The sequence below is a fragment of the Halomonas sp. MMH1-48 genome, from assembly GCF_022348105.1.
Taxonomy (GTDB): Bacteria; Pseudomonadota; Gammaproteobacteria; order Pseudomonadales; family Halomonadaceae; genus Vreelandella; species Vreelandella piezotolerans.
In genome coordinates this window covers 1-13,642 of the sequence record NZ_JAKRFL010000016.1, presented here as the reverse complement: position 1 = coordinate 13,642, position 13,642 = coordinate 1, and the positions used below count along the sequence as shown (strand labels likewise).

At 58.5% G+C, this 13,642-nt stretch carries 13 protein-coding genes and 1 pseudogene; 9 read left to right on the top strand and 5 right to left on the bottom strand.

Features of this window, described 5'->3' with window-relative positions; genetic code table 11:
* Window position 1: 1 nt before the first annotated feature.
* The 4 genes from dacB to MHM37_RS13320 all read left to right on the top strand — a co-directional run bounded on the left by dacB (window position 2) and on the right by MHM37_RS13320 (window position 5,877).
* Window positions 2-1,423, top strand: coding sequence for a D-alanyl-D-alanine carboxypeptidase/D-alanyl-D-alanine-endopeptidase (dacB, locus tag MHM37_RS13335; protein ID WP_239297023.1), 1,422 nt, complete (start codon window positions 2-4; stop codon window positions 1,421-1,423).
* A 28-nt stretch (window positions 1,424-1,451) separates the two neighbouring features.
* Entirely contained in the window at window positions 1,452-1,823 is a 372-nt protein-coding gene (locus tag MHM37_RS13330; protein ID WP_062362369.1) for a diacylglycerol kinase, read from the top strand.
* A gap of 53 nt (window positions 1,824-1,876) precedes the next feature.
* Window positions 1,877-4,840 carry a bifunctional [glutamate--ammonia ligase]-adenylyl-L-tyrosine phosphorylase/[glutamate--ammonia-ligase] adenylyltransferase gene (gene glnE / locus MHM37_RS13325; protein ID WP_239296996.1) on the top strand — a complete coding sequence of 988 codons (2,964 nt, stop codon included), beginning with the start codon at window positions 1,877-1,879 and terminating at the stop codon, window positions 4,838-4,840.
* A gap of 143 nt (window positions 4,841-4,983) precedes the next feature.
* A complete protein-coding gene (locus MHM37_RS13320) occupies window positions 4,984-5,877 on the top strand; it encodes an AEC family transporter (protein WP_153842487.1) in 894 nt (297 codons plus the stop codon).
* 58 nt (window positions 5,878-5,935) lie between these two features.
* Here the strand turns inward: MHM37_RS13320 and MHM37_RS13315 are convergent, their stop codons facing one another.
* Entirely contained in the window at window positions 5,936-6,286 is a 351-nt protein-coding gene (locus MHM37_RS13315) for a hypothetical protein (RefSeq protein WP_139526319.1), read from the bottom strand.
* A gap of 294 nt (window positions 6,287-6,580) precedes the next feature.
* Here MHM37_RS13315 and MHM37_RS13310 point away from each other — a divergent pair, with 294 nt between their 5' ends.
* A complete protein-coding gene (locus tag MHM37_RS13310) occupies window positions 6,581-8,206 on the top strand; it encodes a BCCT family transporter (protein ID WP_139526320.1) in 1,626 nt (541 codons plus the stop codon).
* Window positions 8,207-8,250: 44 nt separating this feature from the next.
* Window positions 8,251-8,397 (top strand): hypothetical protein, encoded by a 147-nt coding sequence (locus MHM37_RS13305; protein WP_168444471.1) that lies wholly within the window; start codon window positions 8,251-8,253, stop codon window positions 8,395-8,397.
* Window positions 8,398-8,431: 34 nt separating this feature from the next.
* Here the strand turns inward: MHM37_RS13305 and MHM37_RS13300 are convergent, their stop codons facing one another.
* Genes MHM37_RS13300 through MHM37_RS13290 form a run of 3 tightly spaced genes read right to left on the bottom strand, consistent with a single transcriptional unit; the run spans window position 8,432 to window position 11,224 of the window.
* On the bottom strand, window positions 8,432-9,697 hold the full coding sequence (locus MHM37_RS13300) for a GGDEF domain-containing protein (protein ID WP_139526321.1): 1,266 nt from the start codon (window positions 9,695-9,697) through the stop codon (window positions 8,432-8,434).
* Complete coding sequence (locus tag MHM37_RS13295) at window positions 9,694-10,428, bottom strand: transporter substrate-binding domain-containing protein (protein ID WP_231125548.1); 735 nt, start codon at window positions 10,426-10,428, stop codon at window positions 9,694-9,696. The genes MHM37_RS13300 and MHM37_RS13295 overlap by 4 nt, the downstream gene beginning before the upstream one ends.
* The gene (locus MHM37_RS13290; RefSeq protein WP_139526322.1) at window positions 10,421-11,224 is read right to left on the bottom strand and encodes a transporter substrate-binding domain-containing protein; all 804 of its coding nucleotides are present in this window, start codon (window positions 11,222-11,224) and stop codon (window positions 10,421-10,423) included. Before MHM37_RS13290 ends, MHM37_RS13295 begins: the two co-directional genes overlap by 8 nt.
* A gap of 143 nt (window positions 11,225-11,367) precedes the next feature.
* Here MHM37_RS13290 and MHM37_RS13285 point away from each other — a divergent pair, with 143 nt between their 5' ends.
* From MHM37_RS13285 to MHM37_RS13275, 3 genes are all read left to right on the top strand, one after another.
* Window positions 11,368-12,714, top strand: a complete 1,347-nt coding sequence (locus tag MHM37_RS13285; RefSeq protein ID WP_231125549.1) for an MFS transporter — start codon at window positions 11,368-11,370, stop codon at window positions 12,712-12,714.
* Between the two features lie 16 nt (window positions 12,715-12,730).
* Window positions 12,731-13,246, top strand: coding sequence for a TIGR02281 family clan AA aspartic protease (locus MHM37_RS13280; protein ID WP_139526323.1), 516 nt, complete (start codon window positions 12,731-12,733; stop codon window positions 13,244-13,246).
* A gap of 71 nt (window positions 13,247-13,317) precedes the next feature.
* A complete protein-coding gene (locus MHM37_RS13275) occupies window positions 13,318-13,497 on the top strand; it encodes a PLDc N-terminal domain-containing protein (RefSeq protein ID WP_139526324.1) in 180 nt (59 codons plus the stop codon).
* Window positions 13,498-13,507: 10 nt separating this feature from the next.
* On the opposite strand, the pseudogene MHM37_RS13270 reads toward MHM37_RS13275, so the two are convergent.
* Window positions 13,508-13,642, bottom strand: a pseudogene (locus tag MHM37_RS13270) (IS481 family transposase); the annotation flags it as partial.

Below are 13,642 nucleotides of genomic sequence, written 5' to 3'. Positions count from 1 at the left end.
GGTGACGACCGCTGCGCTCTGCGCCAGTTCAGCGCTTTGGGCCGATTTCACTCGGCTGAGCCAACTCGAAGCAAAAGGCTTTGCCATCAGCGCCGAGGCGCGCTTGTTGGATGCCGATAGCGGCAGTAACCCGCTGTTGGGTAGCCTGAATCCGGAGCGTCAGCTCTCGCCCGCCTCGGTCACGAAAGCGTATATGTCGGCGGCCCTGCTGAACCGCTTTGGCCCCCAGCATCGTTTCACCAGCCAGCTCGTCAGTACTGGGCAGGTACAGGACGGCGTGTTGAGTGGCGATCTCGTGTTCGAGGGCGGCGGCGACCCTGGATTGACGACCGAAGACCTGTGGCGGCTCGTTCATCGGCTGCGGCTGGCAGGTGTTGCCCATGTCGACGGGGCACTCATCGTCAGCCAGTGGCGCTTTGGCCCGGTGGAGTGCATCACCACGGACCGCTGCAATGCCCGTACCCGAGTGACCAACGCTTATAGTGCGCCGCTCTCCTCGGCGGGTGTCAACTTTGGCACCTGGTGCGTCAACGTCGCCCCGGCGGCCCAGCCGGGGACGCCTGCGCGGGTGGGTCTGTGCGACAGCCAAGATCCGCTGATCGTCATCGATAATCAGGTCGTCACGCGTCCGGCCAATAGCGGCACCGAGATCAGCGCAGAGCGCCTAACCGACGAACGCGGTGATGTCATGCGCTTGACGGGGCAGATTTCCACCAACGCGGTGGCGCGGGATGTCTACCGTGGTGCGGGCGATGCCGCAGAGAAGACGGCCCAGGTACTGCTCAGTATGCTCAACCAGTCCGGTATCAGTGTGCGCGATCCGTGGCGCGTCAGCGCCAGCCAGCCGCCGAGTAGCGCCCAGCGCCTAGCCGCCGTGGATAGCCAGCCGCTGCAGGAGCTGCTGCTACGCACCATGAACTACTCCAACAATTACATGGCCGACGTGCTGGCGCTGAACTTGGTGGAAACACCCCAAGCGCAGCTTCGTCAAGCAGGGCAGGCCATCGAAACCTATGTGCAGAGCCTGCCCGGGCATGGCCCGATCACGTTACACAGCGGCAGTGGGCTGACCACTGACAATCGCACCTCGGCTCATGGTGTCAACGTGATGCTGGAGGACATGTTCCGTCAAAGCGCACTGTTCCCGAGCTTCGTAGCCGCGTTCCAGTCGCCCGCCAATGGGGTGATGCGCTTCATTCGTCGCGGCACATCCACGTTCCAACATAACGTCATGCTGAAAACTGGCACGCTCAACCAACCGTTTGCCGTGCGCGCTGCGGCAGGCTATTTCCTCACGGCCCAAGGGCGCTGGGGCGTGTTCAGCGTGCTGGTGAATGGTAGCGGCAGCACGCCTTATCTCAGCTGGCCCGAGGTGCTCGACCCACTGTCGTTAGATCTCGATGCAATGATACTGGCCAATTAATGAAACGCTTAGCTGAGGCACAACGGGCATGAAACCACGTCACACGGGGTTAACCCATTTATTGCACTCCACACGCTACTCCTGGAAAGGCCTGAAAGCAGCGTTTCGTAATGAGTCTGCCTTTCGCCAGGAGCTGGCGATTACTGCCGTGCTGCTGCCATTTGCCTGGTGGATTGGCGAAGGCCCGATCAGTTGGCTGCTGCTGGTCGGCAGTCTGTTTCTCGTGCTGATTGTCGAGCTGCTCAACAGCGCCATCGAAAACGTGGTCGACCGTATCGGCACCGAACACCATGAGCTGTCAGGGCGTGCCAAGGACATCGGCTCGGCCGCGGTGATGCTGTCGCTGATGATGGCGGGGCTGACCTGGGGGCTGTTAGGCTGGGAAAAATGGATGGGCTAGTTGGCCTAGAATGTCGTTAAGAATCATAACAATCGCTTGGCAAAGAGGTGCTTATGCAGTCCCACGATGCGTTATTTCCCACGGATACGCTCCCCAAGTCGCTCGCACCGGCGGCCGCCCAGGCCCACCAGCGCCTGAGTGAGGCACTGAGCCAAGCGGATAACATCGCCTCGATGGCCAAACAGTCGCTACCCTCCCGTCATTGGGACGCTCTAGCCCCTGCTCGCCGCAAGGCGTTGGCGCGGGTGGTGACGATTTCCACCTTTGCTCTCGATACGCTCGCGCGGTTTCCCCACTGGCTGGCCGAGTTGGATGCTGCCGGAGAGTTGGATAGCGCCCCCAGTAAGGAAGCGCTGACCCAGTGGTTGGATGAAGCCCTAGAGAGCGCCGAGGACGAAGAGGCGCTGCACCGGGTCCTGCGCCGTTTTCGCCGTGCGCGCATGCTGGGTATCGTTTGGCGCGATCTTGAACGCCCCGACGGCGCCTCCATGTGGGACACCGCCCGGTCGGTCTCTTGGCTGGCAGAAGTATGCACCGACGCAGCGCTGTGTTGGCTGGAGCGTTTCTACGCCACCCGCTGGGGCACGCCTGCTCCGCGCCGCGACGGCTCGCCCCAGCGCCTCGTCGTGTTGGGGATGGGCAAGCTAGGGGCTGGCGAGCTCAACCTCTCCTCGGACATCGACCTGATTTTTGCCTTCCCTGAAAAGGGCGAGACCGAAGGCGGCCGTAAGCCTTTGGAACATCAAGAGTACTTCACCAAGTTGGGCCAGCGTTTGATCGCTGCACTGGATGCCATGACGGCGGATGGCTTCGTGTTCCGCGTGGATATGCGCCTGCGTCCGCTGGGCGACGGCGGCCCGCTGGTGGGCAGTTTTTCGATGCTCTCCAGCTACTATCAGGACCAGGGCCGAGAGTGGGAGCGCTACGCGATGCTCAAGGCGCGGCCCATTGCCGGGGACCTCGACGCCGGGCATGAGCTGCTGGCCAGCCTGCGGCCGTTCGTCTATCGCCGCTACCTCGATTTTGGCGCCATCGAATCGCTGCGCGAGCTGAAGGCAATGATCAACCGCGAAGTGAAGCGCAAAGGCATGCAGAGCAACATCAAGCTGGGGCCGGGAGGCATTCGCGAGGTGGAGTTCGTGGTGCAGGCGTTCCAACTGATTCGTGGCGGCCGCGATACCGAGCTGCAGGTCACCTCGCTGCATACGGCGCTCGAGCGCTTACCGGAGCTTGGGTTATTGCCCCAAGCCGTGGTGGACGAGCTGCTGCCGGATTACGCCTTTCTGCGCGACGTGGAGCACGTTCTGCAGGCACTCGAAGATCGCCAAACCCAAACCCTGCCCAGCGATGACGAAGATCGCGAGCGCGTGGCGTTGGCCATGGGGCACGAGGATTGGCCTAGTCTCATCGCCCAGCTCGACGAGGTGCGCGAGCGCGTTCGTCAGCATTTCGATGCAGTGATTGCCGACCCGGAGGAGGACGCAGAGGAGCAGCAGAGCGAGGCCGGCCTTGCCCAGTGGCGGCTGCTTTGGCGCGGCGAGCTGGAAGAGGGCGAAGCGCTGGCTCTGCTTAGTGACGCGGGGTTTCAGACGTCCGAGCGGGCGCTCAAGCGTGTGCAGAGCCTCTACAGCTCCCGGGCCGTGCAGAGCATGCAGCGCATCGGCTTCGAGCGTTTGGATGCGCTCATGCCACTTCTACTGAGTGCCGTTGCCGAGAGCGATATGCCGGATACCGCGCTGGCGCGGGTGCAACCCCTCATCGAGGCCGTACTGCGGCGTACCGCTTACTTGGCGCTACTGCGGGAAAACCCTCAGGCGCTGGAGCATCTCATGCGGCTCTGCTCGGCGAGCCCTTGGATAGCCGAGCAGCTTGCGCGCTACCCGATCCTGCTGGACGAGCTATTGACCCCCGACACGCTCTACACGCCCGCCCACAAGGCGCGTTTGGGCGACGAGCTACGCCAGACACTCAACCGGATACCCGAAGATGACGAAGAGGCACAGCTAGAGGCGCTGCGGGTCTTCAAGCATGCCCAGATGCTCCACGTCGCCGCCTCCGATATCGCCGGTACCCGCCACTTGATGAAAGTCAGCGATTACTTGACCTACATCGCCGAAGTGATCTTGGAGGCGGTGCTGGCCATGGCGTGGAAACACGTGACGCGCAAGCACGGCGCCCCTGCCGGATGTAATAGCCGTGAGCCTGCTTTTTTGATGATCGGTTATGGGAAGCTCGGCGGTATCGAGCTGGGCTACGGCTCGGATCTGGACTTGGTCTTCCTGCACGACAGTGACGGCAAAGGCAGTACCGACGGTCCACGTCCCCTGGATACACCGGTGTTCTTCACTCGTCTGGGCCAACGCATCATCCACCTGCTCACCGCCGTGACCCCCGCGGGAAGCCTGTACGAGGTGGACATGCGTCTACGACCGTCAGGCAATGCGGGGCTATTGGTCACCTCGCTGGATGCCTTCGCCGATTATCAGCACCAAAACGCCTGGACCTGGGAGCATCAGGCGCTGGTGCGTGCGCGCGTCGTGGCAGGTAACGAGGCGCTGGCCAAGAAATTCGACGCCCTGCGCGGCGATATTTTACGCAATGAGCGCGATCCCGACGCACTGCGCGACGATGTGGTCAGCATGCGCCATAAGATGCGTGACCACTTGGGGACCAAAGGGCCGCTGGAGAGTGGTCCCGACGCCACCTTTAACTTGAAGCATGACACCGGTGGCATGGTGGACATCGAGTTCCTGTGTCAGTACGCCGTGCTGGCGCTTTCCCACCAAACGCCAGCGCTGATCACCTATAGCGATAACATTCGTATTCTGGAAACCCTGGCGGAAAGTGGGCATATCACACCAGAGGAGGCCGAGCAGCTGCGCGAGGCGTATTTGGCCTACCGCAGCCGAACGCACCGCGCGGCGTTGACGGGAGAGAAGGCGTTGGGCCAAGTCAGCGAGTTTGCAGAGCATCGCCAAGTGGTGACGGCGCTGTGGCAGCGTTTTTTGGAGCCTTGATTGGCGCGCCAAGCATTTTTCAGTAGCATCGGTAAAAAGCTAGCCTGTTAACGACTGCTCCAGAGCGGCTATTCCAATAAAAACAAGGATGAACGTATGCGCACTCACCCATCCGCGCGGCCTCACCATGAGGCGGCTTGCCAATGATTGGGCAAATTATAGCCACGCTGCTGCCGGTCTTTTTGATTGCTGGAAGTGGCGCCGCCTATGGACGTTTCCGATCGCCTGATATCCGCAGTTTGAATACGCTCAATATGGAGCTGTTCGTTCCACTGCTAGTATTTGCCGTTCTGGCTGACCGCCAAGCGCCGCTGGCAGAGTACGCGTGGCTCGCCAGCGCTGCCGCATTGGTGGTCCTGGGGTCAGGAGTCGTACTGTGGCCCGTGGTGAAGTGGCTTGGGCTGGAAAGTAAGGTCTTCCTGCCGCCGATGATGTTCAATAACTCTGGCAACATGGGAGTGCCGCTGCTGGTGTTGGCCTTCGGGCCAGAAGCGCTACCGGCAGCCGTGGTGGTCTTCATCGTGGAGATGCTGCTGCACTTTTCGGTGGGCCTTTATATGCTGGACCCGCGCACGTCGCTGTGGCGGATGCTTAAAATGCCTATCGTCGCGGCCAGTGTGGCGGGACTACTGGTCAACGTTGGAGGCGTGCCGCTGCCGGGGTGGCTGCTAGAGGCCATGCATATGCTCGGTGGCGTATGTATCCCGCTGATGCTCTTCGCCCTGGGCGTACGCCTGCTGGAGATCGACTTTAGCGATTGGCGTACGGGCTTGTTGGGGGCAGTGCTCTGCCCGCTCTCCGGGGTCATCATTGCGCTTCCGCTGATGTGGCTGCTGCCGCTGACGCCGCTGCAAACCGCCACATTACTCGTGTTCGCAGCGCTGCCACCAGCCGTGTTGAATTACTTGGTCGCTGAGCAGTATCGACTTGCACCGCACAAGGTCGCATCGCTGGTGTTGATTGGTAACCTGGGGAGCTTGATTGTCATGCCGCTGACCCTGGCGGCGGCCTTTGCCTGGATCCAGCCGCCACCCTGACAGCGGCTGGTGCAAACAAGGGGACACACTCAACAGGGTACGGAGTAAGAAAAACGGATTAGTGGCGCGGCTCGTCCTTGACTTCGTAACTGCCTTCGAGCGCATCACGCTGCCCCGTGGACTCCTTGCCAGCGTAGCTACCGCCGATGTCTTGAGCTTGGTCGGCGCGCATCTGCTCCATGCGTTTTTTCATCTTATGGCGCACGAACGGCATCATTGCCCAGCCAACGAGCAAGAAAAATAGCCCTAAGACGACGCCAACGATCATCAGCACGCCAAACGCAAGCCATGTCAGTAAAAGCTTTAAGCTGCCCACGAGCCCGGTCGGCTGCGTTTGGGCAGCCCGGGCACGCCACTGGTGCGCGGCTTGCCAGGCGGCATTACGTTGTTCGCGATTCATCTGTGGCATGAAAGCCTCCATCGTTCGTTTGCCCCCTTTGGAGCTTGTTCAGGCAGGCAAGTTCACTGCCGGTCGAATTTTCCACTCGACTTCTTTTAAAGCGTCATCAATCAGAGGTGGCTAAATGGGCTCTCTTGAGCGCTCGACATGCGATGACACGCGCTGAATGTTAGACTTTACATGAAAACACTAACATGATGCGTCATGTTTTTATGAGCTAATGTTTTAAGAACAGCGAATGAGGGATCTAAATAAACGAACGCACTACATGCGTATATTTCGTTCATTAACCAGGGTGGTGCTATGACAAACCATGGAGGTAAGTCGGTGTTTATCGCATCGGCGGTGATCATTTTTGGCTTAGTAATCGTAGGGGCCTCTTTTCCCGATGCGTTTGGCAGCGCCGCAGAGACGGCGCTGACGTCCATTACCGAACTGTTTGGCTGGTTCTATCTCTTCTCGGTATTCGGTTTTGTCGTTTTTCTGATCGGTCTTGCGCTCAGCAAATACGGCAAAGTGCGCCTTGGGCCTCAGGACAGTACACCCAGTTATAGTTTTTTTTCCTGGATCAGCATGCTGCTGGCCGCGGGGTTTGGAGTCGGCTTGGTGTTTTACGGCATGGCGGAGCCCATGACGCACTACATCAACCCGCCCTACGGGGATGTGCCTGCCGAAAGCGAGGCTGCCGCGCGCTATGCAATCCAATACAGCTACTTCAACTGGGGGATCCACCAGTGGGCCGCTTTCTCGGTGGTGGGACTGATCATCGCTTACTTTCAATTCCGCAAAGGGCAAGCAGGGCTGGTGTCGTCCGTTCTCTCATCGGTGACAGCCAAACATCCGCGTATTCGTCCCTATGCGTCTTGGCTGGATGTTTTTGCGGTAGTGGCGACCGTCATGGGCGTGGCAACGTCGTTAGGGCTAGGCGTCCTGCAAATGAATGGTGGGCTCAATGCGGTGTTTGGCCTGCCTGAGAACGGGCTTTGGCAGTTTGCCATTCTATTCGTGATGTTTTGTGCTTACATGGCCTCGACTTGGTCAGGGCTCGACAAGGGCATTAAACGGCTCTCGAATCTTAATATGGCGCTGTGTATCGGTTTGATGCTCTACGTGCTGTTCACCGGCCCGACCATCGCGATTCTCGAAACCATTACGCTGGGTATCGGCGATTATCTGCAGAACTTCATTGGTATGAGCCTACGAATTTCGCCCTACAGTGATAATCAGTGGGCCAGTAGCTGGACCATTTTCTACTGGGCCTGGGTCATCGCTTGGTCGCCCTTCGTCGGCACGTTCGTTGCCCGCGTCTCGCGTGGTCGTACCATCAAGGAGTACGTGTTCGGCGTACTGTTCGTGCCGCCGCTGCTGGCGTGTCTGTGGATCGGCGTATTTGGCGGGGCCGCGCTCAATTTGGAAATGAGCGGCAGCGATGTGGGCCTCGCGGCTGCAACGGAAGCCAACATCACCGTCGCCCTGTTCGAGATGTTCGATCTCATGCCGTTCTCTGGGGTACTGTCCGTGGTGGCCATGCTGCTGATTTTCATTTTCTTGGTGACGTCGGCAGACTCCGCTTCATATATCGTCGCGCAGATGACCGACAACGGCTCGATCAATCCGCCGCTCTACAAGCGCGTGGCATGGGGTGTACTGATTGCAGCGATCTGCTTGACGCTGATCGTCGCTGGCGGTCTTTCTGGATTACAATCTGCCGCCGTGCTGTCAGCTCTACCGTTTACCTTTATTCTGTATATGATGGTCATCGTACTGGTACGTGAGCTGCGTGCTGACCGTAAAGCCATGCTGACCCAGCTCTATCGTCGCCACGGCGAAACGCCCGTAGGGGCCGACGCCTTCGAGGCCGAGCAGCTGGGTGAAGAGGAGCGGTTGCGTCGTGCCCCCAGCGTGGTCAACCGGCGTATCAATAGCTAAGCAATGGCTTCAATAGAGGAAGCACTCATGGAAACAGCGTGCTAATGGCTCGACAAGGACGCCACGGAGCCACGCGAAGACAGCCCAAAGGCGCTGCTTTCGACCGCTGGCTGGATCGCTTGGTCACCGTGGCGGTGATCACGGCCATGGTGGTGGGCATCTCGGCGGTGATGGCTCACTGGCTGTTATGATGCAGTTGTCCAAGGAGAGTGTGATAACGCCCGGCTATGCCGGGCGTTCGTGTATCTCGACTCGGTTGCGGCCACGCCGTTTGGCCAAATAGAGCTGTTGGTCGGCAAGGCTCAGCAGGTCGTCGGTACTCAGCGGCCGCTCGGCGGACATGCTGGCTACCCCCATACTGGCCGTCAGATGTGAATGTGTGCTGGAGTAAACGTGAGGAATGGCGAGTGAGAGCACTGCTTGGCGAAGACAGTTGGCGACGTCCAGCGCTCCAGCGCTCGCGGTGCCTGGTAGCACACAAATGAACTCTTCTCCGCCGTAACGTGCCAGCAGGTCGCGGCTGGGGTCGATGCACTGATTCAGCGCCGTTGCGACCGCCCGCAGCGTGTCATCTCCCATGGCGTGGCCATAGTGGTCGTTGAACTCTTTGAAATTGTCGATATCGATGAAAATCACCGACAGGGGCCGTTTGGCGCGATGCGCCCACTGCCACTGTTGAGCGATGAACATATCGAAGTGACGGCGGTTGGCCACGCCCGTCAGTCCATCGTATTGAGAAAGCTGATGAAGATGATCGCGCTGCTCCAGCCCTGATTGAAAGGCATTGAGGAGGTGGTCCAAGCTCTCGACCAAATGGCCCAGCTCGTCGTCGTGATGGCCTTTCAACGATGGTTTGGGCCACTGTCCTGGCCGTGCGGGGTCGGTTTGAGTAATTGCGGCGTGCACTTTCAAGAGCGGACGGGTAATGAAAATATGGAACAGCGCAATGACTAAGCCGCTCAGTAAAAAGGCTTCCACCACGCTTCGTCCCACGACCTCGTAGCTACGCTCTAAAAACTCTTGTGTCAGGTAGTCCGCATCCAGCGTGAGCGAGATATCGCCCACCGTCGCGTCGGGCATGTCACTGCCGATGTAGTAGCGTAGCGGCATGTCATGATTGACAATGTCGCCAAATAACCGCTGACTGAGCCAACTAGCGGCGGCTGGTCGAGTGGGGTAAAACTCTGCCAGAGCACGACCAAAATCGTCGCGAATCGCCACGTGAGCAATGTCGCTGTTACTGAACAAGCCAAACGCGATTTGATGCGCTAAATCGGGATTGAGCTGAAAAGCGGCTTCGGCCGCTGCGCCGTTGACGATGGCCAATTGCTGTAAGGTGCGTTTTTGTACGTCTTCGCGCATGCTACTGGCGTGACCGAGTAGCTCGATGCTACCGGATACCAAGCTGATCAAAATGGCGATTAACAGCGTTAGCAGGGCTTGCTTGAGCGTCAAGCGACCGCTGGCGAGATAAGGCTTGGTGATACTCACGACAGTGGCTCCCTTTTCGGGGTGGGCGGCGTGTCTAGGTGGCGCTGTAGTCGCTCGATCACGCTGCGTTCGACGCTGGGGTGACAGGCGAGATAAAGCGGAGCGTAATGGAAGGTAAACAGGTGCTCGATGGCAACGCCTTCTTCTGCTGCCAGTCGCTCTGCGGTCGCTCGTCCAGTGACGATGACATCGATCAACCCTGCCCCTAGCCTCACCATGTTTTCACGCTCGGTGGGCGCGCGCAGCACCTCGACCCCTTGGTTAGCCACGTAATCTCCCACGGCATCTTCACGAAAACTGCCTACCCGCCACTTACCCAACTGATCAAGCTCTGTAAGCTCCCAGTGTCTCGACAATAGGCCGAATGCCGACCACTCGTTGATGACCAGTGGTCCAACCCAGTGAAACAGCGGCTCTCTTTCAGAGGTACGGGTGGTGGAGTAGACGCAGTGGTGCTCGCGTAGCCGTGCTTCGGTATACGCCCGCGCCCAGGGTAAGAGGCGAAAGCGAGCGTCGATCCCGGCATGCGTCAATGCATGGCGTAGCTGTCGTGTGGCAATCCCGTCGATGTCGCCCTGAGGCGTCTGATAATTGAACGGTGGATACTCTTCGGTATTGATCGTGAGCAGCGGTGATTGAGCACGGCTGGCGAGACTGATACCGATGAGCAGCAAGCCGATTGCAACGATCACCCCGTAGGGCATCACGTACAAGAGCGTTCGATTAACCATCGCTACCTGCCTGTATGGCCACCGGGAGAGTCGTGACGTGTTCGAAAGCCTGCTGGAGTTGGGCAACGAGGCGTGAGTCCGTCTCAGCGTTGAGCGCGAAGTAGAGATAAGATTCGCTCAGGGTATAGAGAGGTACCACGATCTCGGCGGGATAGCCTGCTTGCTCGGCAATCCACTGGGCGACATCGCTGCTGTAAGCCCACAGGTCGACGCGCTCGTGGAGCAGCATATGCAGGGCGCTGCGATTATCCATGGCTGGTCGTATCAGTGCCTCTGGGTAGCCTGCCTCGGTTAGGGCTTGGGCACCAATGTCCTCGCGTATGACCGCCACGCTCAATCCCTGTTCGATGGCATCGTCCAGTGAGGACACTCGAATGTTCGCTCCCTGACGTGCAAGCAGCACGACATGGTCTCGCGCGATGGGACCTACCCAGTGAAACCGCGATTCTCGGCTCGGCGTGCGGGTCGTGGAAAACAGGACGGTGTTGGGCCGATGCAGGGCGAGTTCGTAGCCGCGTACCCAAGGGTAGTAGCGGATGTCATCCCTGCCCAGGGGAGAGCCCGCATGGGCCAGCATGGCTTCAAGCAGCTCGACGGAGCTGCCCATCAAGCGGTCCCCGTCTAAGTAGTTGTAAGGCGGATACTCTTCCGTGATAAACGTCAGCGATGCCAGGGATACCGTTGAGTCGTCCGCGAACACACGGTCGTCAAAAAGAGAGGCGGTGACGTCAGCGCACCCTAGCAGTAGAAAAAGGGTGGCCAGTAAACGCTTTTTTATAACGTTGCCATGCGCCATCTAATAGCGTCCCTGTTATTAATTTAATCTAGCAAAGTTAGAGTAACTTTGTGTGTCTGTCACCTCTAATCTGTTAACGAACTGGATAGCGAAGCGATACGGCGAACTGATACTCTTATGGCTCTTTTTAAGAGAGCGCTGATATGTCGTCTGCCCCCGTCATGCCCAATGCCACTGTTTATGCGACCCGGCGCGAAATTTTCGGCTGGGCCATGTTTGATTTTGCTAATCAAGCCTACACACTGCTCATTATTACCGTGGTATTTGGCGAACTCTTTACCACGGTTATCGTGGGCGAACGCAACGATGGTTATCGGCTCGCCAACTTTTTATGGAGTCTTGCGCTTGCCATCAGTTATTTGATGGTCGTGATCAGTGCCCCGCTATGCGGTGCCGTTATGGATTATCGCGCTGAGAAAAAACGCTTTCTGCTGTTTAGCTATTTGGCAACGGTGGCCACGACGGCGATGCTCTACTTTGTCGAGCCTGGCTACGTGGTGCTGGGCCTGTTATTGATCGTGCTCTCCAACTATGCCTACTCCATGGGAGAGTCGTTCATTGCCGCCTTCTTACCTGAGTTGGGTCCGCCGGATGCACTGGGGAAGATTTCTGGCTTTGGCTGGGCACTGGGCTATATCGGAGGGTTAGTCGCTGCTGGTTTTACGCTCATCGTGCTGGGAGAGGCGACGGCCGACAACTTCGAGCGCATCCGCTGGGTGGGTCCATTTGCGGCTGGCTTCTTTTTGGTGGCTGCCATCCCAACGTTTTTGTGGCTAAAAGAGCGCGGTGTGCCCAAACCCCACGGTGTCTCTTATCGCCAAATCGCTCAGCAGCGAATAGTGGGCACCTTCAAGGAGCTGCGCACCTTCAAGGATTTGAGCATCTTTCTTGTCTCTCTGCTGTTTTCCATGGCGGGGGTCTACATCATCATCGCCTTCGCGTTCATTTACGGTGCTCAAGTCATCGGATGGGATGAGAGCGTGCGCAATATCATGTTCATCATCGTGCAAGTCACCGCTGCTGCTGGTGCGATCGGATTTGGCTTTCTGCAGGATAAACTCGGGGCCAAGCATACGTACCAAATGACCCTGGCCCTGTGGGTGGCTGCTATCGTGGCCATCTGGGCGACCCCCGAAGTGACCGCATGGCTCAATCGGCAGTTGGGTTGGCAGTGGCAAGCGCAGCATGTATTTCTAATCGTGGGCTGCCTGGCTGGTTTGAGCTTGGGCTCCAGCCAGTCGGCCAGCCGCGCGCTGGTGGGTGTTTTCTCGCCGCTGGAGAAGTCAGCAGAATTTTTCGGCTTCTGGGGGTTGGCCAACAAGCTCGCCGGGGTGCTAGGCATCGTCATGCTGGGCATACTGCAAACGCTAATTGGACTACAAGCGTCTATTCTTCTTTGTGTGGGGCTGTTCATGGCGGCCATGCTGATCTGCTTAGGCGTCAACGAGCGCCGCGGGCGTCAGGCGGCGGTGGCCTGGAAAAGTGTCTAATGCCACGAGGTGAGCGATGATGACAGGCCGGGCACAGCGCGGCGGCATCGTCATGATGCTGCTCTTCTGGGTGCTGCTCATGGCAGTGGGCACTTGGTGGATCCAAGGCGGCCTGGAGCAGATGTGGCAGCCAAATGTACATCTGATGAATACCGCTCCCGACAATGCGCCGGTCACTCTCAAACGAAACCGAGCGGGGCACTTCGAGGCACCTGGCCGTATCAACGGAGAGCCCGTTACGTTTTTGTTGGATACCGGGGCCACCTATGTGGCGGTGCCCAGCGAGCTAGCCGAACGCCTGCGTCTGGAGCCAGGGCGGCGTGCTTGGTTCAATACGGCCAACGGGCGCGTAGAGGGGAACCTGACCCAGTTGGAAGAAGTCGCGCTCGGTGGAATACGCATGAGCAACGTGCAAGGCTCCATCAGTCCAGGCATGGAACGGGATACGGTGCTGTTAGGCATGAGTTTTCTGAATCAGTTAGCCATCGAGATCCGTGGCGGAGAGATGGTGCTTAGACTGCCAGAACCTTAATGCTGGTTTGTGTTAAGCGCACTCATGTGCTTAGCTGAAGGCTCATGGACGCTTAAACGCAAGGAGTGACAATGGGTATCGAAGTCGGCGGTTTATTAGGTTTGATCTGGCTCGTCATCGTCGTATGGGCCATCGTAAAAGTCGCTAAAAGCTCGGCCGGTGGGTTGGCCAAACTGCTCTGGATCATCGCACTACTGGTCTTTCCCCTTGTCGGGCTAATCGCTTGGTTCTTATTTGGCCCCAAGGGATAGCGAGTGTTAGTCAGTAGATGTAGGGTCCCGGATGATTAACCACTCGTTTAGTAAATAATTCAGGTCGCTTGAGCTGCCACTCCTTCATCACCGTGATCGGCGATTGGTGGTGCAGCGCTTTCTGCGGGATATGATGATTGTACAG

Excerpts from the sequence above, each read along its gene's own strand:
- MHM37_RS13275 (WP_139526324.1), top strand. The coding sequence starts at position 13,318 with ATGGGTATCGAAGTCGGCGGTTTATTAGGTTTGATCTGGCTCGTCATC.
- MHM37_RS13280 (WP_139526323.1), top strand. The coding sequence starts at position 12,731 with ATGATGACAGGCCGGGCACAGCGCGGCGGCATCGTCATGATGCTGCTC.
- MHM37_RS13305 (WP_168444471.1), top strand. The coding sequence starts at position 8,251 with ATGGCTCGACAAGGACGCCACGGAGCCACGCGAAGACAGCCCAAAGGC.
- MHM37_RS13295 (WP_231125548.1), bottom strand. The coding sequence starts at position 10,428 with ATGGTTAATCGAACGCTCTTGTACGTGATGCCCTACGGGGTGATCGTT.
- MHM37_RS13315 (WP_139526319.1), bottom strand. The coding sequence starts at position 6,286 with ATGCCACAGATGAATCGCGAACAACGTAATGCCGCCTGGCAAGCCGCG.
- MHM37_RS13285 (WP_231125549.1), top strand. The coding sequence starts at position 11,368 with ATGTCGTCTGCCCCCGTCATGCCCAATGCCACTGTTTATGCGACCCGG.
- MHM37_RS13310 (WP_139526320.1), top strand. The coding sequence starts at position 6,581 with ATGACAAACCATGGAGGTAAGTCGGTGTTTATCGCATCGGCGGTGATC.
- MHM37_RS13330 (WP_062362369.1), top strand. The coding sequence starts at position 1,452 with ATGAAACCACGTCACACGGGGTTAACCCATTTATTGCACTCCACACGC.
- MHM37_RS13320 (WP_153842487.1), top strand. The coding sequence starts at position 4,984 with ATGATTGGGCAAATTATAGCCACGCTGCTGCCGGTCTTTTTGATTGCT.
- MHM37_RS13290 (WP_139526322.1), bottom strand. The coding sequence starts at position 11,224 with ATGGCGCATGGCAACGTTATAAAAAAGCGTTTACTGGCCACCCTTTTT.
- glnE (WP_239296996.1), top strand. The coding sequence starts at position 1,877 with ATGCAGTCCCACGATGCGTTATTTCCCACGGATACGCTCCCCAAGTCG.